Genomic DNA, 17986 nt, shown 5'->3' with positions numbered 1-17986 from the left:
CTACTCTCCGGGTGTGGATGCTGTCAAACCGCTCCAGATGCCGCCGATGGTTCTTTACCAGGGCAAGACTCCCGCGTTCCTGCTCGCCTGGCGACGCGGCACGGACCGCTGGGAGGCCCGGCTGGCCGTCCCGCAGTCGCGGGTCGACGTACGCGGCGAACCGGTGCATGGGCTCAACTACCGCTGGGCGCCGGCCGGGGAGCTGAACAACCTGCCCCGCGTCGACTACTCGGCCGTGCCGCGCCCCGGCCCCGGCGAGACGGAGCCGCGGCCGTTGCGGATGCCGCCGATGGTGCTGGTCAAGGGCGGCGACCCGGCGTTCCTGCTGGCCTGGCGGCGCGGGACGGACCACTGGGAGGGCTTCCTGGCGGTGCCGCCCGGCGCCGGAGCCCAAGGCGAGGGCGTGGTCCACGTGCGCGTGGGGGCCGGGGCCATCACCAAGCTGCCGGAGGTCGACTACAGCGAGGTGCCCGCGCCACCCCGCGAGGCCTGAGCGGTGTTTGCCCAACGTTCGCCTGGTTCGCCGGAAGGTCTTGGGCGTGCGCGGGTACCTGGGTGTCATGGGAAACACTGAGGCCGCCGGAGAAGGAGTCGTCGATCCGCAGGCCGCCGCCGAGGACAGCCATCTGCTGGCGATCACCCCCGGGCTGAGCGTGGACAGCTCCGACGACGACGACCCGGTCCTGATCCGCCCCGACGGCCAGGCGGTGTCCACCTGGCGCGAGCACTATCCGTACGCCGAGCGGATGGACCGCGCGCGCTACGACCACGACAAGCGGCTGCTGCAGATCGAGCTGCTCAAGCTCCAGTACTGGATCAAGCACACCGGCGGGCGGCTGGTGATCCTGTTCGAGGGGCGCGACGCCGCGGGCAAGGGCGGCACGATCAAGAGGTTCACCGAGCACCTCAACCCGCGCGGCGCCACGGTCGTCGCCCTGGAGAAGCCCAGCGAGCGCGAGCGGACCCAGTGGTACTTCCAGCGCTACGTCGCCCACCTGCCCTCCGCGGGGGAGATCGTGCTGTTCGACCGCTCCTGGTACAACCGCGCCGGGGTGGAGCGGGTGATGGGGTTCTGCACGGACGAGCAGTACCTCGAGTTCGTCGAGCAGGCGCCGTTGTTCGAGCGGATGCTGGTCGAGTCGGGGATTCACCTGGTCAAGCTGTGGTTCTCGGTCTCGCGCGCCGAGCAGCGCACCCGGTTCATCATCCGGCAGGTCGACCCGGTCCGGCAGTGGAAGCTCTCGCCCATGGACCTGGAGTCGCTGGACCGGTGGAACGAGTACACAGCCGCCAAGGAGGACATGTTCCTGCACACCGACACCGAGGTCGCGCCCTGGACGGTGATCAAGAGCAACGACAAGAAGCGCGCCAGGACGGAGGCGATGCGCCACGTCCTGAGCCTGTTCGACTACGAGGACAAGGACGAGAGCGTGGTCAAGACCCCCGACCCGCGTATCGTGATCTCCGCGGCCGACATCGTCGACGAGGACCACACCGGCATGAACGGCGCGCGCTGACCCCGATCAGAGCGGGCGCCCCATCACCTCGCGCAGGACCCGCAGGACGTTCTCGCCGCCGAGTGGTGCGTACGCGAGGATCCCGGCGCCCGGCCACCTTCTCACCTGCTGCAACCCGGGGCCGCCTTCGCCGACCCGCTGCCTGGATCGGCCAGATCATCACCGCCCCCGCCCACCCCTACACCCAGGACCTCCTTGACGCCGCCCGCCTGTGACGCGCCCGGTCCGGCACGGGTTAGGTTGGATCCATGACAGCCGTGCTCGTCTACGACGGAGACTGCGGGTTCTGCACGACGTGCGTGCGCTTCATCGAGCGGCGCATGCGCGTCCGGCCGCGGATCACCTCCTGGCAGGCGGCCGACCTGGCCGCCCTCGGCGTGACGGAGGAGCGGGCGCGCTACGAGCTGCTGTGGGTGTCCGGAACCGGCGTGTACGGCGGCGCCCAGGCGGTGGCCAAGCTCCTCCTCCACGCGGGCCTGCCCTGGAGCCCGCTCGGCGCGATCCTGCGGCTGCCGCCGATCCGCTGGCTAGCCCATGGTGTCTACCGCCTTGTCGCGGGCAACCGGCACCGGCTGCCCGGCGGCACCGCGGCGTGCGCGCTGGAAGATCCGCTCAAGAGGTAGGAACGCGGCCAGGCAGATCACGTGCGGCAGGAAGTGGATCGTGATGGCCGCCCAGGTGAAGAAGTGGAAGGCGAGAAAGAACCCCACCCCGGCGTACAGCGCCCTGCCGCGCAGGAACAGCAGGATCGGTGAGGCCGTCTCGGCCAGCAGCACCACCCACTGGCCGATGAGCAGCGCGCCGGGTATGCCCGCCACGAAGTGCCCGAAGAACGTGCCGCGCCGGGTGACCGCCCACTGGAAGGTGGCGCCGTTGGGCCACTCCCACCCGCCGTGCCGGATCTTCGCGTAGGCGGACAGGAAATAGGTGGCCACGACGGCGATCTGCACGCACCGCAACGCCCACCCCGCCGCCTGCCCGCTCCGCGGCGCCCCGGCGGTACGCCCCACGGTGGGCAGGACGAACAGGGTGACGATCAGGGCCAGGTGGTCGTGGTCGACCTTGCCGTACGACATCGCGAGCACGGCCCAGTAGGTGTAGCCGAGCGCGGCCACGTAGCCCGCCACTCTCGGCAGCCGGCCGGCGGCGGCGGTGAGCGCGGCGAGCACGACGAGCGCGAACAGCGTGTACACCAGCGCCGTACCGGCCCCGGGCAGGTGGAGCAGGCGCGCCACCAGGACCGGCCGGTAGATGGACGAGCCGTGCGCGTGCCCCCACACCCCGCCGGTGAACAGCATCATGTCCACCGGCAGGAACAGATAGACGATGACCCCCAGGAGACGGACCCGCCGCAGCGGCTCCTGCGGGAACCACCACCTGGTCAGCGGACCTGCCATGTCACCCTCTCCACGTGGTGCGTCGACGCCGGGCGCCGGTCCTTCAGCGTGATGACCTTGGTGATCACGTAGATCCTGGTCAGCCGCGGGTCCTCCGGGCGGATCCTGGCGTGGTTGGCGGCCAGTTCCTGCAGCAGCGACGGTTCGGCCACGTAGCGTCCGAGCTGGCCTTCGAGCTCGGCGCGGCGGATGCCGACGTAATACGGCTCGATCGGGATCTCCACGCGCGTGCCCGCGGCGGTGTCGGCCTCCATGATCAGCGATCTGATCTCGCCGTCGGGCGGGATGCTGAACGCGTACTGCACCATCGGCCCGAAAGGGAAAAGGTCGTCGTCCCCGGCGACCGTGCCGTAGCCGAGCGCCATGAGCACGGCAGTAGCCGCGACCAGGCGCCACATTCTTCTCCCCCGGGTAAGAATTGCCCCCATGCGCCCAGAAAACTATCAGGATTAATCGCCGATATCCCGAAAAATACAGATATGTCAACCAAAGGCGACGTTCACCGGGCGATTCACTGAAGGTTCATCGGGAAATTCGGCGTTCCCATTCGGAGCTGTTCGATACCCTATCCGGCCCGTGACCGGCCGGTTACGATCCCGGAGTGATGATTTCGGCGACAGAGCGGCGAATGGGGCGGCTGCCTGCGGAATTCACGAGCTTCATCGGCAGAAATGCCGAGCTGCGCGAGATTCTGCGACTGTTCGGTCAATCCCGGCTGATTACGCTGGCCGGACCGGGTGGAGTCGGCAAAACGCGGCTGGCGATCCAGGCGGTCGCGCAGACGGCCGACAACTACGCCGACGGCATCTGCTTCATCGACCTCGGCGCCCTGCACGAGGCCGACCTGATCGCCGCCACGGTCTGCGAGTCGCTGGGCCTGAGCGCGCAGAATGTCGGCGCCCCCGGCACGATCCTGGTCGAGTACCTGGCCGGCCGGCACCTGCTCCTGATCCTCGACACCTGCGAGCACCTGGTCGACGCCTGCGCCGACCTCACCGAGAGCCTCCTGCGCGCCGCCCCCCGCCTGACCATCCTGACCACCACCCGCATCCCGCTGAACATCCCCGGCGAGCACGTCCTCGGCATCGGCCCGCTGACCTGCGTGCCTCCCGCGGCCGACGACGAGCCCGAGCTGTCGGAGGCGGCCAGGCTGTTCGCCGACCGCGCCACCGCCGTCGCCCACGACTGGCGGCTGACCACCACCAACCTGCAGCCCGTGCACCGGCTCTGCGAGCGCCTCGACGGCATCCCGCTCGCCCTCGAACTGGCCGCCGCCCACGTACGCACCCTGTCGGCCGAGCAGATCCTGGCCAGGCTCGACCACCGGATCCTGGAGGTGCCCGGCAGGCGCGGCCGCCGCGGCCGCCACCAGACCCTCGACGCCACGATCGGCTGGAGCTTCGAGCTGTGCTCGCCCCGGGAGAAGCTCCTGTGGGCCCGGCTGTCCGCGCTGACCGGCGACTTCGACCTCGACATCGTCGAACGTGTCTGCGCCGACGAGCACTTGCCGCGCCACGACGTCGTCGCGACGCTGTCCAGCCTTGTCGACCAGTCCATCGTGCTGCGCACCGGCAGCCAGGACGACGCCCGCTTCCGCCTGCTGGACACCGTCAGGGAGTTCGGCGCCCGCGAGCTCGAACGGCGCGGCGAGCGCGACACGCTGCGCACCAGGATCGCCGGCTGGCTGGTCGAGAACGCCGCACGGGCCCGGCGCGACCTGCCGACCGGCGCGCAGGTGGGCTGGCTGGACTGGTACGCACGGGAGCAGCACCAGATCCGCGAGGCCTGCGACCACCTGCTGCGCGGCGGCCGGCACGAGGAGGTGTTCCTCACCGTCGCCCGGCTCATCGCGATGCACGGGCTCATCGGCGAGGCCCGCTACTGGGCCGGGCGGGCCTTCCCCGGCACCACCGCCTCCGGCGAGGGCCTGACGATGCACGCGCTGTTCATCGTCATGCACGACGAGGCCGACGCGGCCCGGCCGCTGCTCGACCGGGCCGCCGCCCTCGCCGAGTCGACCGGCGACGAGCCGCTCAAGGGCTACATCGCCCTGGTCGACGGCATCGCCGGCCTGTTCGCCGGTCAGCTGGCCGAGGCGCGTACCCGGCTGGAGGAAGGCAGCGCGATCCACGCGCGCCTGGACACCCGCGACGTCCTCGTCCCGCTCGGGCCGGTGTTCATCGCGGTGGTCGCCGCCCTGCAGGGCGACTTCGACGGCGCCGTCGAGCAGGCCGCCGCGGTCGTGACGGCGGGGGCGGAGGCCGGTGAGCTGTGGGCCCGCTCCTACGCCGAGGCGGTGTGGGGCATGACGCTCATGCTCAGCGGGGAACCGTCGGCGGGCCTGCTGCGGCTGCGCGAGGCCCTGCGCGTCAAGCACGACCTCGACGACATGCTCGGCATCGCCCTCGCCCTGGAGTTCTACGGCGGCTGCCTGCTCAACCTCGGCACACCGGAAGCGGCCGCGCGCCTGATCGGCTCCGTCGAGGACGCGCGCACCGTCAGCGGCATCTCCATGTTCGGCCCCCAGCACACGCTCATCAGGGAGATCATGGAGCAGCAGTGCAGGGACGCGCTGGGCGAGGAGGCCTTCGACGCCCAGCGCCGCATCGGCCACGAGGTCGGCCTCGAACGCACCCTGGCCGGCATCCTCGCCGAAACCGACCCGCCGGCACCCGGGCGGAGCGTGCCGGAGCCGCTGACCAAACGCGAGTACGAGATCGCCCGGCTGGTGTCCCAGGGCCTGACCAACCGGCAGATCGCCGAACGGCTCGGCATCGCCAAACGCACCGTGGACACCCACATGGAGAACATCCTCACCAAGCTCGCCATCTCCTCCCGGGTCCAGATCGGCGCCCGGATCCAGCGCGACGCCCCTTGACGGCTCCCGCGCGCGGGAGCCGTACCGGAGACAAAGGGGTCAGGCGCAGGTGGCGAGCAGGACGGTGACGACGGTGCAGGGCGCGTCGTCGCTGTCGTTGGCCGGGTTGGGGTCGGCGGGGGACGAGGCGGTGCGGGTCGCGGTGACGGTCACGTTGCCGAGGCTGAGCAGGCCGAGCGGGAGCCGGAAGGTGGCGCTCGCCGAGGCGCCGGCCGAGAGCGCGGTGTAGGCGCAGGTGACGGTGCCGGGGACCGACGTGCAGCCGGGGGAGAGGTTGGTGGCGGTCCTGCCGGGCGGCAGCGTCGCGGTCAGCGTGGCCGAGGTGAGCGGGCCGGGACCGGCGTTGCGCGCGGTCATGCGGTAGCTCAGGTAGGGGACGAGCAGGCCGAGGCGCGGTTGCGCGGCCAGGTCCACGGCCACGTCGGTGGCGCCGGCCGGGGCCCAGTCGATCGTGAACTGGAAGCCGGGGATGACGGCCAGCGCGCTCTTGCCGGTGCCGTCGGTGTTCATGGTGAACAGGTCGTTGTCGGAGGTGTAGGCGATCTTGGTGCCGTCGGGCGACCAGCGGGGCGCGCTGCTGAAGGTGGCGTCGTTGGAGAGGTTGGCCTGGCCGCTGCCGTCGGCGTTCATCACGTGGATCTGGGCGCGGTTGGGCGCGAAGCGCGTCCAGCCGTAGGTGATCTTGGTGCCGTCGGGCGACCAGTCGGGCAGTCCGGCGCCGTCGTTGCCGCTGTAGCCGGTGAGCTGGGTCTCGCCGGAGCCGTCGGCGTTCATGACGGAGATGTTGCGGGTGGGGTCGCGGAAGGCGATCCTGTCGCCGTTCGGCGACCACGCGGGGGCGTCGCCGAACACGCCGAGCGAGGTACGGCCGGAGCCGTCCGGGCCGACCACGGTCAGGGTGCTGTCGCCCGCCCGGTAGATGATCTTCGTGCCGTCCGGCGACCAGTCGACGGGCGCGTCCACGACGGGGCCACCGGTGTCCACCTGGGCCTGCCCGGTGCCGTCCGGGTTCATCGTCCAGAGCCGGTGAGAGCCGTCGGCGAAGCGGGTGAAGGCCACGCGCGTGTTGTCGGCGTTGGCCGCGGCGTTGGAGTCGGCGACGTCGTTGTCGGTGAGCTTGGTCAGGCCGCCGCCGTCCGGGTTGATCCGGTAGATCTCCTTGTCCGGGTCGGTCGTCTGGTCGACGAAGTAGATGGGGCCGTTGCCGCCGGGGAAGGCGGCGTGGGCGGGCGCGGCCAGCACCGCCGACACCAGCGCGACCACGCCGGCGAGCACCGGTAACGGATGACGGAGCATAGATACCTCCAGGCAGGACGAGACCGTCGGTGGACCCAGCGATGACGGCGGCCTGCTGGAGCACCCGATCCGGGACCGGGGAAGCCCACCCAGCGACCTTTTCCCGTCCGGACCGTCCGTCAACCACCGTCACCTGGCCAACAGCGGACACCTCGCCCCCGCGCGTCGCGCCGGTGAAGGCCTAGATCGTGACGAGGGCGCGGCACAGGCGCGCGGCCTCGGCCATCAGCCGGTCCCGGTCGGCGGGGAAGTGGTAGACGTGGTCGGCACTGCCGTGCATCACGTGGTAGAGCACGATCGCCGTCGCCCCCGGATCGGGCACGGCCACGCCGGCCTCGGCCAGCAGCGCGACGATCGCGTCGACGGCCGGGTTGGGTCCGGGCCGCTCCGGCCGGGCGGAGCTGTGGAACAGCACGTCGTGCAGCCGGAGGTCGCCGAGATACTCCGCGATGCCGGCCAGCATCCACCGCTCGACCCGCTCGACCCCGTCCGCCGAGCCCGCGATCTGGATCTGCCGGGCGGCGAACCGCTCCACGTACCGGTCCCTGAGCGCGCCGACCAGGTCGTCCTTGCTAGAGAAGTGCAGGTAGAAGGTGCCCTTCGCGACTCCGGCCCCGGCGGTGACGTCATCGACCGTCAGCGACTCGACTCCGGCCCTGAGCACGAGCGCCTCCGCCGCGTCGAGCAACTGCGCGCGCCGCTGTCCCGCCGGCCTGGTCCGAGCCACCGCGTCCCCTCACTCCCGGTCGTCGGCCAGCCACCTTATCCCTGCCGCGCCTCGGCGGGCCGCTCGGGCCGGGCGCCGTCCCGCCGCAGGAGCGGGTGGGTGTAGAGCAGCACGATCACCAGGCCCATGATGGCGACGGCGGTGACGAGCGGGACCAGGGGCGACAGCGCGTACAGGGAGGTGGCGAGGGTGGGCGCGAGGACGAACGTGAGCGCGTTGTTCGCGGCCACCACCCCGGCCAGGCCGCCCTGCTCCTCCTTCGTCATCGCGAACGTCGGGCCCGCCGTGTAGCCGGGGATGGCCAGCCCGAGCCCGAGTCCGATGATCAGCACGGCCGCGACGAACACCGGCAGGCCGAGGTCCGGCAGCAGCAGCACCAGGCCGCCCAGCGCGACCAGGGCGCCGGCGCGCATCAGCCGCCGCGCGGGCCAGCCGACCCTGGGCACGATGACCACCTGCGCGAGCAGCATGCCGACCCCCGCCGCGAGCAGGGTGCCGCCCGTGGCGCCCGCGGTCTGGGTGGCCGACAGGCCGTTGCGGTCCTGGAGCAGGAAGCCGATGAGGATCTGCACGAAACCGAGCGCGGTGAACATCCCGAACCCTGTCAGGAGGTACGGCCACACCCGCCGGTCCAGCGGGTGCACGCGGGGCGGCGCGGCCACGAGCTCGCGGGCGTCCTGCGGCTTGACCAGCACCGCGACGAGCACGGCGCCCACCGCGAGGATCAGCGGGACGGCGTAGAGCGGGGTCAGCAGCCCGAAGCCGCCGAGCAGCCCGCCCACGCCCGCTCCCGCGATCATCGCGATGCCCTGGGCGGCCCCGATCGCCGCCATCGCGGCCAGGCGGTCGCGCTCGGTCTCGGTGGCGTCGGCGGCGTACGCCTGGGCGGTGGGCGGCACCGCGGCGAACGCGACGCCGAACAGCACCCCCCTGGTCAGCACGAACAGGCCGAACAGCAGCGCGCCCGAGAGCAGCGCGGCGATCCCGAGGTGCGCGAGGACGGCGAAGGCCAGCATCGCCGCCGTTGCCCCGGTCAGGGCGCCGACCAGCACCGGCTTGCGGCCCCACTGGGCGGACTTGCGGCCCCAGAACTGGCTGGTGAGCACGACGACGACGGCCGAGGTGCTGATCATGACGCCGACCTGCCAGTCGGCCAGGCCGACCTCGCGGGCCAGCGGCGCGATCAGCGGGTTCAGGGTCTGCTGGCCCAGGAAGATGATGAAGACGCTCAGGTAGAGCACGCGTAGCCGCGCCATGACACTCCTCGGAGGACTTAGGTAAGCCTTACCGTAGTGGCGGCTCACGCTGTTTTGCAACGGCATTCGCAAAACCGCCATACTGGACCCATGCGCGAACCGACCAGAAAGGGCGGCCGCCCCCGGGTGGTCGACCGGGAGGCCGTGGCCAAGGCCGTCGTCGAGCACGGGTTCGTCGAGCTGTCCGTGAGCGCGATCGCCCAGCGGCTCGGGGTCAACCAGGCGACCCTCTACCGTCACATCGGCGGCCAGGACGACCTCGTCGACACCGGCGTGACGCTGCTGATCAGGCAGGCCGCCTGGCCGGCCGGGGGCGCGCACTGGCGCGACCTGCTGGAAGGCGCCGCCTGGACGGTCTGGGGCATCCTGCGCGACAACCCGGGCCTCATGATGGCGGCGGGCAGGCGCCTGCTGGCCAACGACGAGCTCATCCTCGCGTTCAACCGGCTGTGCCTCGACCTGATCAAGCAGGGGCTGTCGCCGGACAAGGCCACGCTCGCCGTCGACTTCGTCCTGGACCTGGCCTGCAACACCGTCCTGTCGCGGGACTTCATGCTGGCCGGCGCGTTGGAGGGCGACCGCGAGCCGCCGCGCGCCTGGACCGGCAACTTCGACCCCCGGGTGCTGGAGGTCATCACCCGGGCCGCCGGTCCCGGCCATGAGGAGTGGTTCGCCGGCAAGCTGACGATCGCTTTGGATGGGATCGAGCGGATGTTCGCGGATGTGAGATAGTCAGCCGGTGAAAGCGATCATCCGGTGGGTCATGCCCGCTCTGGTCCTGCTGGGCTTCGCGATCTTCTTCAACGACAGGGGCGGCAAGAGCGAACCGGACTTCACCATGGCCGAGGTCAAGGTGATCGAGGGAACCGTCGCCGCCTTCGACGTCTCCAGGACCCAGACCGGCACCGGCAACCGCCAGTCCACCCGCGTCGACTACCTGCTCACGCTGACCGGCCGCCCGCAGAACGTCTCGTTCCGGCTGGACACGACTCCGGCGGGCGGGGTCACGGCGGGCATGCGCGTACGCCTGGAGATCCTCGAGGACGCCGAGGAGGCCTTCACCTCGGCCACCCGCTACCCCGACGGGACCAACCGGATCCACGCGGTCGGAGCCGTGGTCGACGGCAAGCCCGTCTACACCGCCGCCGAGTACGTCGCCAGGAGCGAGTCGGCGGCGTCGGGCAACGGCCGGATCGCGCTGATCTTCCTGCTGCTGGCCCTGGCCTGGGGCGCGGTGGTGTACTTCGTCAAGATCCGGCCGTACGTCAGGAGCGGGAAGGCCGCGTGGTGACGTCGGCCAGCGTGACCTCGCCCAGCAGCGCCGCCTCGTAGCCGTTCAGCCGCTCCCACACCTCGGCCAGCGGGGCGGCGGCGCCGGGGAAGCGGGCGGCGGGCGGCTCGGCCCCCTCCGTCACGGCGATCACGTCGGCCAGAGTGATGTCCCCGGCCGGGCGGGCCAGCCAGTAGCCGCCCTCGGGGCCGCGCCGGCTGCGGATGAGCCCGGCCCGGCGCAGGTGCAGCAGGATGCTGTCGCAGAAGCGGCGCGGGATGTCCTGGCCGGCGGCGATCTGGTGGGCGTGCACCGGGGCCGGGGCGGTGGCCAGGGCGCACATGGCGCGCAGCGCGTACTGGGTTCTGGCGGAGATCCGCATCAGCGTTCCCCGCGGCGGTGAGCTGATCTCAAGGGGACACTCCTTCGGAAAAGCGCGATGCCCCCGGCTCGCGGCCGGGGGCATCGCAGGCGATTCACGGGCGGCTCAGGCCGGGGTGGGCTCCTCCTGCCGGTCCAGCTCGGAGTCGACGGCTTCCACCGACTCGTTCGCCTTGTCGCGGCGGTACTCGCGTACCGAGTAGACGATGGCGCCGACCCAGAGCAGCGCGATGAGGACGTAGGCGATGGCCTGGACGTTGCCGGGCGCGTCGATCCAGTCGCTGCGCAGCAGGGTACGCACGTTCGTCAGGATGATCACACCGCCGACCGCCGAGCCCAGGATGCGCGGCGGGATGTGGCGCACCAGCCAGGCGGCGATGGGTGCGGCGATCACGCCGCCGAGCAGCAGGACGCCGACCCAGGCGAAGTTGATGTTCTCCGAGCCGATGCCGACCAGGAAGCCGACGCTGGCCGCGATGGCGACCAGGAACTCGCTGGCGTCGATCGAGCCGATCACCTTGCGCGGCGGGATGCGGCCGCTGGCCAGGATCGCGGGGGTGCCCACGGGGCCCCAGCCGCCGCCGCCGGTGGCGTCCACGAATCCGGCGACCAGGCCGAGCGGGCCGAGGAAGCGCTTGCGCAGTGGCTTGCCCAGGTTGCCACGCGGCAGGCCGAACGCGGTGAAGCGGATGAGGATGTAGACGCCGAGCGTCAGCAGGATGACCGACATGATCGGGGCGGCGAGCTCGGTGGACAGGCTCGACAGGAACGTGGCTCCGGCGAAGGCGCCGATCGCGCCCGGGATGCCGATCTTGGCGACGACCTTCCAGTCGACGTTGCCGAAGCGCCAGTGAGAGATGCCGGAGGCCAGCGTGGTACCGATCTCGGCCAGGTGGACGGTCGCTGACGCGGCGGCGGCGTTGGTGCCGATGGCCAGCAGCAATGTGGTGGAGGTGACGCCGTAGGCCATGCCCAGGCTGCCGTCGACGAGCTGCGCGGCCAGGCCGACCAGGCCCAGCAGGATGAGTGATCGCACCGCATCCGCCTTTCCCGCTTTTCCTGCTATATCGGTCGGGATTATCATGAATGCTGGGAAGGGGTCAGGTCAAGTCACCGGGCGCAACTGCGCGCGCCGCCGCCCTCCGGGGGGCGGGTAGATCCACATTCGGCCGCTTTCCATGCAACCGGCGCCTGGTGCAAGCGACGGTCATGCCGGCCTCCTGACCAGGTATGTGAGACGCCTGGGGCGAGAGTGCCGCGGTCGGCGCTGTGGGGGGCCGTTCGCCCGGTTCGCGTGATGTGAGCCCCGGTAAGGGTTGGTTCGGCATTCGGGCAACCCCCGATAGGCCCCCCGGCTGCGGGCAGCGAACCAGAAAAGCGAATCGGGGGTTTCTCACGTGATTACGCAAGAGCAGATCCACGACCTGATCGGACACACGCTCTACGACAGCGACGGCGACCGCGTGGGGGAGGTGAAGACCATCTACGTGGACGACACGTCCGGAGACCCGGAGTGGCTCACGGTCAAGACCGGGTGGTTCGGCATGCACGAGTCGTTCGTACCGCTGCGCGCGGTCAGAATGATCGGTGACCGGGTCGAAGCGGGATTCGGCAAGGACCAGATCAAGGACGCGCCGAGGGTCGACGTCGAGGCCGGCGGCCGGTTGTCAGAGGGGGAGGAACGCGAGCTCTACCGCCACTACGGCGTCGAGTGGGGCGACGGCCGGCGCCCGCCGCTCGTACCCGGGCAGCCCGGCAGCCCCGACGCCCGCACCGACACAGCCGCCCGCACGGACATGACGTCCGAGGACGCGATGACCTGCTCGGAGGAGCACCTGCGGGTGGGCACCGAGCGCTACGAGAGCGGCCACGCCCGGCTGCGCAAGTACGTCGTCACCCAGGAGGAGCAGGTGACCGTGCCGGTCAGCCACGAGGAGGTCCGCGTCGAGCGCGAGCCCATCACCGAGGCCAATCGCGACGCGGCGATGCGCGGCCAGGACATCACCGAGGCCGAGCACGAGGTCACGCTGCACGCCGAGCGGGCCGTCGTGGACACCGAGGCCGTCCCGGTCGAGCGGGTACGGCTGGCCAAGGAGGAGGTCACCGAGGACGAGACCGTCTCCGGCCAGGTGCGCAAGGAGCGCATCGAGGCGGACGGCGACGTGGAGGGGGAGCCTGACGGCACCGACCGCTGGTGACCGCACCTCCCGCCACCGGACCGGGGCCCGGCGTGACGGGCCCCGGTCCGGCCTTGCCCTAGGCTGAGCCCGGCACGTCCGCGTGGCATGCGCGGCACGCGCCCCGACAGGAGTGGGTGGGGTCGATAGACGCGGACTCGCAGATCACGGATCTGACACTGGACGACCACGCGTGCCTCACGTTCGGCGAGCGCGAGGAGTACCTCGACCTGACCGCCGCCTACATCCGCGACGGGCTGGCGGAAGGGCTGCGGGTGGTGTGGCTGAGCGAGGAGCCGCAGGCGGCCCGCGCCGAGCTCGACCGGCGCGGCCTCGCGGTCCGGCACACCGGCGAGAGCGGGCGGATGCGGATCGTGGCCTGGCAGGACGGGCTGCTGTCCGGCCGGCAGTTCGCGCTGGAGGACGCCATGCGGTGGCTGCGCGCCCAGCGCGACGAGGCCGAGCGGGCGCATCGCGGCCTGCGCGTGGCGATCGACATGGGCTGGGCGCTGAGCCCGATCCAGGGCGTCGAGCAGCTGCCCGCCTTCGAGCGGCAGATCGCCGAGACGCTGGCGGGCACCCGCGTGTCGGTGCTGTGCCAGTACGACCGCGAGCGCTTCGACCCGGTCACGCTCGCGTCGGTGTCGGCCTTCCACACACGCTCGGTCGCCGCCGCCACCTACCACGACGATCCGCTGCTGCGCATCTGCCGGCAGTACGCGCCGCCGGGCATCCGGCTGGCCGGGCAGATCGACTCCACGGCGGGGGAGTCCCTGGCCCTGGCGCTGGCGGAGGTCATCCGCGGCGACGCCGACGTCACCGTCAACATGGCCGAGCTGACCTTCATCGACGTCGCCTGCACGCGGATGATCCTCGACTGCGCGCGCAGCATCTGCCCGGACCGCAAGGTGGTGCTGCGCTGCCATCCGGCGATCACCGCGCGCTTCGTGCTTCTCGGCGCTTCGGACATCGCCGGTGCTACGGTGGAAACCGCCGATGAACGGTGACCAGCCCCTGGACCCGCCCACCGGTGCGGAGCGGCCGCCCCGCACCGATCCCGCCGTCGATCCGCCCGGCGGCGGTGAGATCCTGCTCGCGATGGATTTCGACGGCGGCTCCCTCTACGCGCTCAGAGCCAGTGTGGAGGCGCACGCCACCGACGTGGGGCTGCCGCACGGCCGCGCCGCCGACCTGGTCATCGCCGTGCACGAACTGGCCATGAACGCCGTGCGCCACGGATCCGGGCACGGCACGGTGACGCTCTGGGCACGGGACGGGATGGTGTGGTGCCGGGTCGGTGACCCCGGCCGGGGCGAGGACGACCTGCCCGGCGAGCCGTGGCCCCGCAGGCACGGCCACGGGCTCTGGATCGTGCGCACGCTGGCTGATGAGCAGACGGTGTCCACGGGCCCCGGCGGAACGCACACCACCATCGCCATGGCGCTTCCCGGCGAGGCCGCCGAGCGTCCCGCGACGATCCTGCCGGAGCATGACCACGGACGCGCGGTGCTGCGCCTGTCCGGCCTGTTCGACCACGGCGCGGCGCTGGAGCTGCTGGAGCGGGCGCGGAGCCTGCCGAGCCTCGTGCTGGACCTGACCGAGGCCGGTCCGTGGGACTCCGACGGGCTGGCCGCCCTGGTCACGCTGCGGCAGCGTACCGAGTTGCGGCTCACCGGAGTGCCGCTCTACCTGCGCGAACGGCTCGAAACTCTGGACCCCGCCCTGTCCGAGGCCATGGACGACTGAACCCGCGGCGCGGAAGGGCTCTGAAGGGGCCGCGGGCAGGAGCGGGCAGTTGCGGCGGATCGACCGCCGCGGCTTGCCGTTCGACCGGCGCGGCCGATGTGCCGTTCGGCCGGCACATCGGCCGCGTCATCGTCCGGGTGAGCGCCGAAGACGGGTCAGGGGCGGAACGGGCCGGTCACGCAGTAGGTGATGCCGCCGGAGGAGGAGCCGCTGGTGCCGCGCTGGGAGGAGAAGTACAGGCGGTCGCCCGCGGGGTTGAACGCCGGGCCGGTGATCTCCGACGAGCTCTGGCCGCTGATGCGCAGGAACACCGAGATCTGGTCGTTCGGGGTGATCATGCAGATCTCCATGTTGCCGCCGTCCTCGGCCACGTACAGGTCGCCGCCGGTCGAGCCGGTCACGTTGTCGACGCCGGTCAGGGGCGGGCTGCCGGGGCTGACCAGGCTGTCGTCGTAGGCCAGCTCGTAGGTGTTGTTCGCCAGGTTGAGCTGCCAGAGCCGGTTGTCGCCCTTGGTGGTGAACCAGACGGTGTCGTCGGCGTAGTGGCAGCCTTCGCCGCCGTTGAAGGACTTGGAGCCGGAGACCTGGCTGCGGGTGGCGGTGGGGGAGCCGTCGGGGTCGGGGACGTTCGCCCAGCTGAAGGAGCCCGAGGTGGAAGAGCCGGCGACGAGCACCTGCAGGGTGCCGCCGGACAGGTCGCCCCAGGTCGAGGGGACGAAGCGGTAGAACCTGCCGTTGCTCTCGTCCTCGGTCAGGTAGATCACCCGGCGGACCGGGTCGGCGGCGGCGGCCTCGTGCTTGAACCGCCCCATGGCGGCCCGCTGTACGGCGGCGCCGCCGAAGGGATAGGTCTCGTAGACGAACCCGCGGCTCACCTCCTCGCACGACAGCCAGGTGTTCCACGGCGTCTTGCCGCCCGCGCAGTTCTGCCGGGTGCCGGTGAGGATGCGCTGGGCCGACTGCACGGCTCCGGAGGAGGTGAAGCGGATGGCCGACGCGCCGCCGCCGGGGTTGATCTCGGAGTTGGAGACGTAGATCCAGCCCGCGCCGTCGGCGAAGCATGCGCCGCCGTCGGGGGCGTTGTGCCAGGTCAAGGACGTACCGGGGACCGTCTGGCCGGAGCGGGCGATCACCTGGCCGGTGAAGCCGGCGGGCAGCAGGATGCCGTTGGCGTCCGCGGAGCCCAGCGGGCCGTAGGGGCTGGGCGCGTTCTGGGCGGGCGCGGCCAGCGCCGTGCCTTCCCAGAGGGTGAAGGGCAGCGCCATGGCGCCGGCGCCGAGAACCGAGGCACGCAGGAAGTTGCGTCTCTTCATCGGTGTGACCCTTTCCTGGCCGGGGGTGTCGAAACCCGAGAGTAGACACCGTCCGTGAACGCCCGGTGTCCCATTCTGGTCGAGGCCGTGCCGAGGCGCCGGTGCATCCGGAAAATCCTCTATTGCATAGGAAAGTTTCCTATTTAATACTGCGATCAAGCACCATCCCCCTGGTACATGGAGGTTCCATGCTCCGTCGTCTCGCCGTGCTCGCCTCCGCAGCGCTTCTCGCCCTGTCCGCCGCCCCCGCCCAGGCCCACGCCACCGCCGTCGTCGAGGACGTCTTCAGCCCGCTGACCCTTGGCGGGTACTGCGCCGCCCAGGTCAACCCCACCTCGGGCATCGGCTTCTACAACGGCTGGCTGAACTGCTACCGCTTCGGCACGCCGGGCCTGGTCTTCACGGGGGCGGGCAACCCGAGCCAGGCCTGCGTGTACTTCCACCCGACGTGGAACTTCATCGGCTACTCCCAGGGGGTGAGCCAGGCGCTGCTCTGCAGGTACTCGGTCTGACCCCCGGAGCCCCGCCGTGCCGGTGTCGCGGCGGGGCTCACCGGGCCTCGCGCAGGAAGCGCAGGCCGGTGGCGGCGATCCAGGACCACGACAGCACCACGGCCAGCGCGAAGGCCACGTTGACCAGGGCGGAGGAGTTGCCGGAGGCGATGCCGGCGAAGGCGGCGAGGAACAGCACGCCGGTCAGCGCGGAGAAGAGGGCCCAGCCGGTCCGGCGTTCGGCGGCGTGGCGGCGGGCGTGGAGCAGGCAGGTGGCGATCATGCACAGGAAGCCGACGCCGCCCGCGACGAAGTGCAGCATGCCGTGCCAGGTGATGGCGGCGGGCGGGCCGTCGGGGGTGCCGGCGGGGAAGCCGAGCGCGGGGTCGGCGGCGAACGCTCCGGCGCCGATGAGGCCGAGGCCGTAGGCGCGGATGAGCCAGGGGGCCCAGGGCCGCTCGAGCGCGTACGAGAAGGCGATGACGAGCACCCCCGTGATCACGAAGTTGGCGATCTGGATCCAGCCGAGGTCGCCGTTGCTCAGCAGGCTGGCGGCGTGGCGGGTGAGGTCGAACGGCTCGCGGGTGAGGGCCTGGGCCAGGGAGACCAGGACGTAGAGGGGACCGGCCAGGACGCCGCACATCAGAAGGGTTCTGTTCATGCCCCCGAGCATTTCGCCGACAAAAACTTTTGTCAAGACAATTTTGATTGTCGGAGTTCCGGACGGCTAGGGTGTCGTCAAACGATCTTCTACAGCGGATGGGCGGGCACATGGACAGGTTGAAGGGGCGGCGGGCCATCGTCACCGGCGGCGCCAACGGCATCGGGCGGGCCATCGCCGTGGCCTTCGCCCGCGAGGGCTGCGAGGTGTTCCTCACCGCCCTGCGCGACGAGGACGCGGCCCGTGACACCCTCGCCGAGCTGCGCGGATACGGCGTGCGGGCGCACTACATGCTGCTGGACGGCGCCGACCCCGACGGCGTCCGGAAGCTGATGGAGGCGGCGGGCCGCGCGCTGGGGGTCGCCGACGTCCTGGTGAACAACGCCGCCACGATGACCAGGACCGGGTTCCTGGACCTCACGCCGGAGGAGTACGAGCGGGTGATGGCGGTCAACCTGCGCTTCCCGTTCTTCGCCACCCAGGCCTTCGCCGCGCGGCTGCGCGAGGAGGGCGCACCGGGCAGCGTCATCAACATCAGCTCGATCAGCGCCTTCAAGGCGGTCAGCGCGATGGCCCACTACCAGTCCAGCAAGGCCGGGCTGTCGATGCTGACGCGCAGCACCGCGTACGAGCTGGCGCGGTACGGCATCCGGGTCAACACGATCTCTCCCGGCCTGACCGCCACCAAGGCCAACTCCCCGCAGTGGCGTGACGACCCCGACCTGTGGCACGAGCGCAGCAAGGACATCCCGCTGGGCCGGCCAGGACGCCCGGCCGACTTCGCCGGCGCCGCCGTCTTCCTGGCCTCGGACGAGTCGGCCTGGATGACCGGCGCCGACCTGGTCCTGGACGGCGGCGACGCGGCCGTGTGAGCCG

The 17986-nt window shown here is 71.3% G+C and carries 20 protein-coding genes; 11 read left to right on the top strand and 9 right to left on the bottom strand.

All coding sequences use genetic code 11. The features are described from left to right. Nucleotides 1-13: 13 nt before the first annotated feature. From ACIBI5_RS26550 to ACIBI5_RS26540, 3 genes are all read left to right on the top strand, one after another. Nucleotides 14-493 carry a hypothetical protein gene (locus tag ACIBI5_RS26550; protein WP_397251182.1) on the top strand — a complete coding sequence of 160 codons (480 nt, stop codon included), beginning with the start codon at nt 14-16 and terminating at the stop codon, nt 491-493. A 67-nt stretch (nt 494-560) separates the two neighbouring features. Further along, nucleotides 561-1517, top strand: a complete 957-nt coding sequence (ppk2, locus tag ACIBI5_RS26545) for a polyphosphate kinase 2 (protein WP_397251180.1) — start codon at nt 561-563, stop codon at nt 1515-1517. Between the two features lie 248 nt (nt 1518-1765). After that, on the top strand, nt 1766-2140 hold the full coding sequence (locus tag ACIBI5_RS26540) for a thiol-disulfide oxidoreductase DCC family protein (RefSeq protein ID WP_397251178.1): 375 nt from the start codon (nt 1766-1768) through the stop codon (nt 2138-2140). Here ACIBI5_RS26540 and ACIBI5_RS26535 read toward each other — a convergent pair. Both ACIBI5_RS26535 and ACIBI5_RS26530 read right to left on the bottom strand, forming a co-directional pair. Further along, entirely contained in the window at nt 2045-2914 is an 870-nt protein-coding gene (locus ACIBI5_RS26535) for a hypothetical protein (RefSeq protein ID WP_397251176.1), read from the bottom strand. The two genes, ACIBI5_RS26540 and ACIBI5_RS26535, sit on opposite strands and share 96 nt — an antisense overlap. After that, complete coding sequence (locus ACIBI5_RS26530) at nt 2899-3312, bottom strand: hypothetical protein (protein ID WP_397251174.1); 414 nt, start codon at nt 3310-3312, stop codon at nt 2899-2901. The genes ACIBI5_RS26535 and ACIBI5_RS26530 overlap by 16 nt, the downstream gene beginning before the upstream one ends. Nucleotides 3313-3542: 230 nt before the next feature. Here ACIBI5_RS26530 and ACIBI5_RS26525 point away from each other — a divergent pair, with 230 nt between their 5' ends. Next, a complete protein-coding gene (locus ACIBI5_RS26525; protein WP_397251172.1) occupies nt 3543-5792 on the top strand; it encodes a LuxR C-terminal-related transcriptional regulator in 2250 nt (749 codons plus the stop codon). Between the two features lie 39 nt (nt 5793-5831). On the opposite strand, the gene ACIBI5_RS26520 is transcribed toward ACIBI5_RS26525, so the two are convergent. The 3 genes from ACIBI5_RS26520 to ACIBI5_RS26510 all read right to left on the bottom strand — a co-directional run bounded on the left by ACIBI5_RS26520 (nt 5832) and on the right by ACIBI5_RS26510 (nt 9071). Continuing rightward, nucleotides 5832-7088, bottom strand: a complete 1257-nt coding sequence (locus ACIBI5_RS26520; protein ID WP_397251170.1) for a hypothetical protein — start codon at nt 7086-7088, stop codon at nt 5832-5834. A gap of 181 nt (nt 7089-7269) precedes the next feature. Next, nucleotides 7270-7815: a TetR/AcrR family transcriptional regulator gene (locus ACIBI5_RS26515; RefSeq protein WP_397251168.1), complete on the bottom strand. Its 546-nt coding sequence runs from the start codon at nt 7813-7815 to the stop codon at nt 7270-7272. A gap of 35 nt (nt 7816-7850) precedes the next feature. Beyond that, nucleotides 7851-9071, bottom strand: coding sequence for an MFS transporter (locus ACIBI5_RS26510; protein ID WP_397251166.1), 1221 nt, complete (start codon nt 9069-9071; stop codon nt 7851-7853). Between the two features lie 90 nt (nt 9072-9161). On the opposite strand from ACIBI5_RS26510, the gene ACIBI5_RS26505 reads away from it, so the two are divergent. Together ACIBI5_RS26505 and ACIBI5_RS26500 are read left to right on the top strand one after the other, a co-directional pair. Then, entirely contained in the window at nt 9162-9803 is a 642-nt protein-coding gene (locus ACIBI5_RS26505) for a TetR/AcrR family transcriptional regulator (protein ID WP_397251164.1), read from the top strand. Between the two features lie 7 nt (nt 9804-9810). After that, nucleotides 9811-10362 carry a hypothetical protein gene (locus tag ACIBI5_RS26500; protein ID WP_397251162.1) on the top strand — a complete coding sequence of 184 codons (552 nt, stop codon included), beginning with the start codon at nt 9811-9813 and terminating at the stop codon, nt 10360-10362. Here ACIBI5_RS26500 and ACIBI5_RS26495 read toward each other — a convergent pair. Both ACIBI5_RS26495 and ACIBI5_RS26490 read right to left on the bottom strand, forming a co-directional pair. Beyond that, nucleotides 10337-10723, bottom strand: a complete 387-nt coding sequence (locus ACIBI5_RS26495; RefSeq protein ID WP_397251160.1) for an RrF2 family transcriptional regulator — start codon at nt 10721-10723, stop codon at nt 10337-10339. The two genes, ACIBI5_RS26500 and ACIBI5_RS26495, sit on opposite strands and share 26 nt — an antisense overlap. Nucleotides 10724-10828: 105 nt before the next feature. Beyond that, nucleotides 10829-11758 (bottom strand): sulfite exporter TauE/SafE family protein, encoded by a 930-nt coding sequence (locus ACIBI5_RS26490; protein ID WP_397251158.1) that lies wholly within the window; start codon nt 11756-11758, stop codon nt 10829-10831. A gap of 361 nt (nt 11759-12119) precedes the next feature. Here ACIBI5_RS26490 and ACIBI5_RS26485 point away from each other — a divergent pair, with 361 nt between their 5' ends. The 3 genes from ACIBI5_RS26485 to ACIBI5_RS26475 all read left to right on the top strand — a co-directional run bounded on the left by ACIBI5_RS26485 (nt 12120) and on the right by ACIBI5_RS26475 (nt 14645). Continuing rightward, complete coding sequence (locus tag ACIBI5_RS26485) at nt 12120-12920, top strand: DUF2382 domain-containing protein (protein ID WP_397251156.1); 801 nt, start codon at nt 12120-12122, stop codon at nt 12918-12920. A 116-nt stretch (nt 12921-13036) separates the two neighbouring features. After that, on the top strand, nt 13037-13906 hold the full coding sequence (locus ACIBI5_RS26480) for an MEDS domain-containing protein (protein ID WP_397251154.1): 870 nt from the start codon (nt 13037-13039) through the stop codon (nt 13904-13906). After that, nucleotides 13896-14645, top strand: a complete 750-nt coding sequence (locus ACIBI5_RS26475; protein ID WP_397251152.1) for an ATP-binding protein — start codon at nt 13896-13898, stop codon at nt 14643-14645. The genes ACIBI5_RS26480 and ACIBI5_RS26475 overlap by 11 nt, the downstream gene beginning before the upstream one ends. A 155-nt stretch (nt 14646-14800) precedes the next feature. Here the strand turns inward: ACIBI5_RS26475 and ACIBI5_RS26470 are convergent, their stop codons facing one another. Next, a complete protein-coding gene (locus ACIBI5_RS26470) occupies nt 14801-15958 on the bottom strand; it encodes an alkaline phosphatase PhoX (RefSeq protein ID WP_397251150.1) in 1158 nt (385 codons plus the stop codon). Between the two features lie 188 nt (nt 15959-16146). On the opposite strand from ACIBI5_RS26470, the gene ACIBI5_RS26465 reads away from it, so the two are divergent. Continuing rightward, complete coding sequence (locus ACIBI5_RS26465) at nt 16147-16470, top strand: hypothetical protein (RefSeq protein WP_397251148.1); 324 nt, start codon at nt 16147-16149, stop codon at nt 16468-16470. A gap of 37 nt (nt 16471-16507) precedes the next feature. Here the strand turns inward: ACIBI5_RS26465 and ACIBI5_RS26460 are convergent, their stop codons facing one another. Then, on the bottom strand, nt 16508-17110 hold the full coding sequence (locus ACIBI5_RS26460) for a DUF998 domain-containing protein (protein WP_397251146.1): 603 nt from the start codon (nt 17108-17110) through the stop codon (nt 16508-16510). A gap of 110 nt (nt 17111-17220) precedes the next feature. Here ACIBI5_RS26460 and ACIBI5_RS26455 point away from each other — a divergent pair, with 110 nt between their 5' ends. Next, nucleotides 17221-17982, top strand: a complete 762-nt coding sequence (locus ACIBI5_RS26455) for an SDR family NAD(P)-dependent oxidoreductase (protein WP_397251144.1) — start codon at nt 17221-17223, stop codon at nt 17980-17982. Nucleotides 17983-17986: the final 4 nt, after the last annotated feature.

Source organism: Nonomuraea sp. NPDC050540 (genome assembly GCF_044457485.1).
Classification (GTDB): domain Bacteria; phylum Actinomycetota; class Actinomycetes; order Streptosporangiales; family Streptosporangiaceae; genus Nonomuraea.
This window is presented reverse-complemented; position numbering and strand designations above follow the sequence as displayed.

Excerpts from the sequence above, each read along its gene's own strand:
- ACIBI5_RS26465 (WP_397251148.1), top strand. The coding sequence starts at position 16,147 with ATGCTCCGTCGTCTCGCCGTGCTCGCCTCCGCAGCGCTTCTCGCCCTG.
- ACIBI5_RS26470 (WP_397251150.1), bottom strand. The coding sequence starts at position 15,958 with ATGAAGAGACGCAACTTCCTGCGTGCCTCGGTTCTCGGCGCCGGCGCC.
- ACIBI5_RS26530 (WP_397251174.1), bottom strand. The coding sequence starts at position 3,312 with ATGTGGCGCCTGGTCGCGGCTACTGCCGTGCTCATGGCGCTCGGCTAC.
- ACIBI5_RS26455 (WP_397251144.1), top strand. The coding sequence starts at position 17,221 with ATGGACAGGTTGAAGGGGCGGCGGGCCATCGTCACCGGCGGCGCCAAC.
- ACIBI5_RS26505 (WP_397251164.1), top strand. The coding sequence starts at position 9,162 with ATGCGCGAACCGACCAGAAAGGGCGGCCGCCCCCGGGTGGTCGACCGG.
- ppk2 (WP_397251180.1), top strand. The coding sequence starts at position 561 with ATGGGAAACACTGAGGCCGCCGGAGAAGGAGTCGTCGATCCGCAGGCC.
- ACIBI5_RS26510 (WP_397251166.1), bottom strand. The coding sequence starts at position 9,071 with ATGGCGCGGCTACGCGTGCTCTACCTGAGCGTCTTCATCATCTTCCTG.
- ACIBI5_RS26520 (WP_397251170.1), bottom strand. The coding sequence starts at position 7,088 with ATGCTCCGTCATCCGTTACCGGTGCTCGCCGGCGTGGTCGCGCTGGTG.
- ACIBI5_RS26475 (WP_397251152.1), top strand. The coding sequence starts at position 13,896 with ATGAACGGTGACCAGCCCCTGGACCCGCCCACCGGTGCGGAGCGGCCG.
- ACIBI5_RS26525 (WP_397251172.1), top strand. The coding sequence starts at position 3,543 with ATGGGGCGGCTGCCTGCGGAATTCACGAGCTTCATCGGCAGAAATGCC.
- ACIBI5_RS26495 (WP_397251160.1), bottom strand. The coding sequence starts at position 10,723 with ATGCGGATCTCCGCCAGAACCCAGTACGCGCTGCGCGCCATGTGCGCC.
- ACIBI5_RS26540 (WP_397251178.1), top strand. The coding sequence starts at position 1,766 with ATGACAGCCGTGCTCGTCTACGACGGAGACTGCGGGTTCTGCACGACG.
- ACIBI5_RS26460 (WP_397251146.1), bottom strand. The coding sequence starts at position 17,110 with ATGAACAGAACCCTTCTGATGTGCGGCGTCCTGGCCGGTCCCCTCTAC.
- ACIBI5_RS26535 (WP_397251176.1), bottom strand. The coding sequence starts at position 2,914 with ATGGCAGGTCCGCTGACCAGGTGGTGGTTCCCGCAGGAGCCGCTGCGG.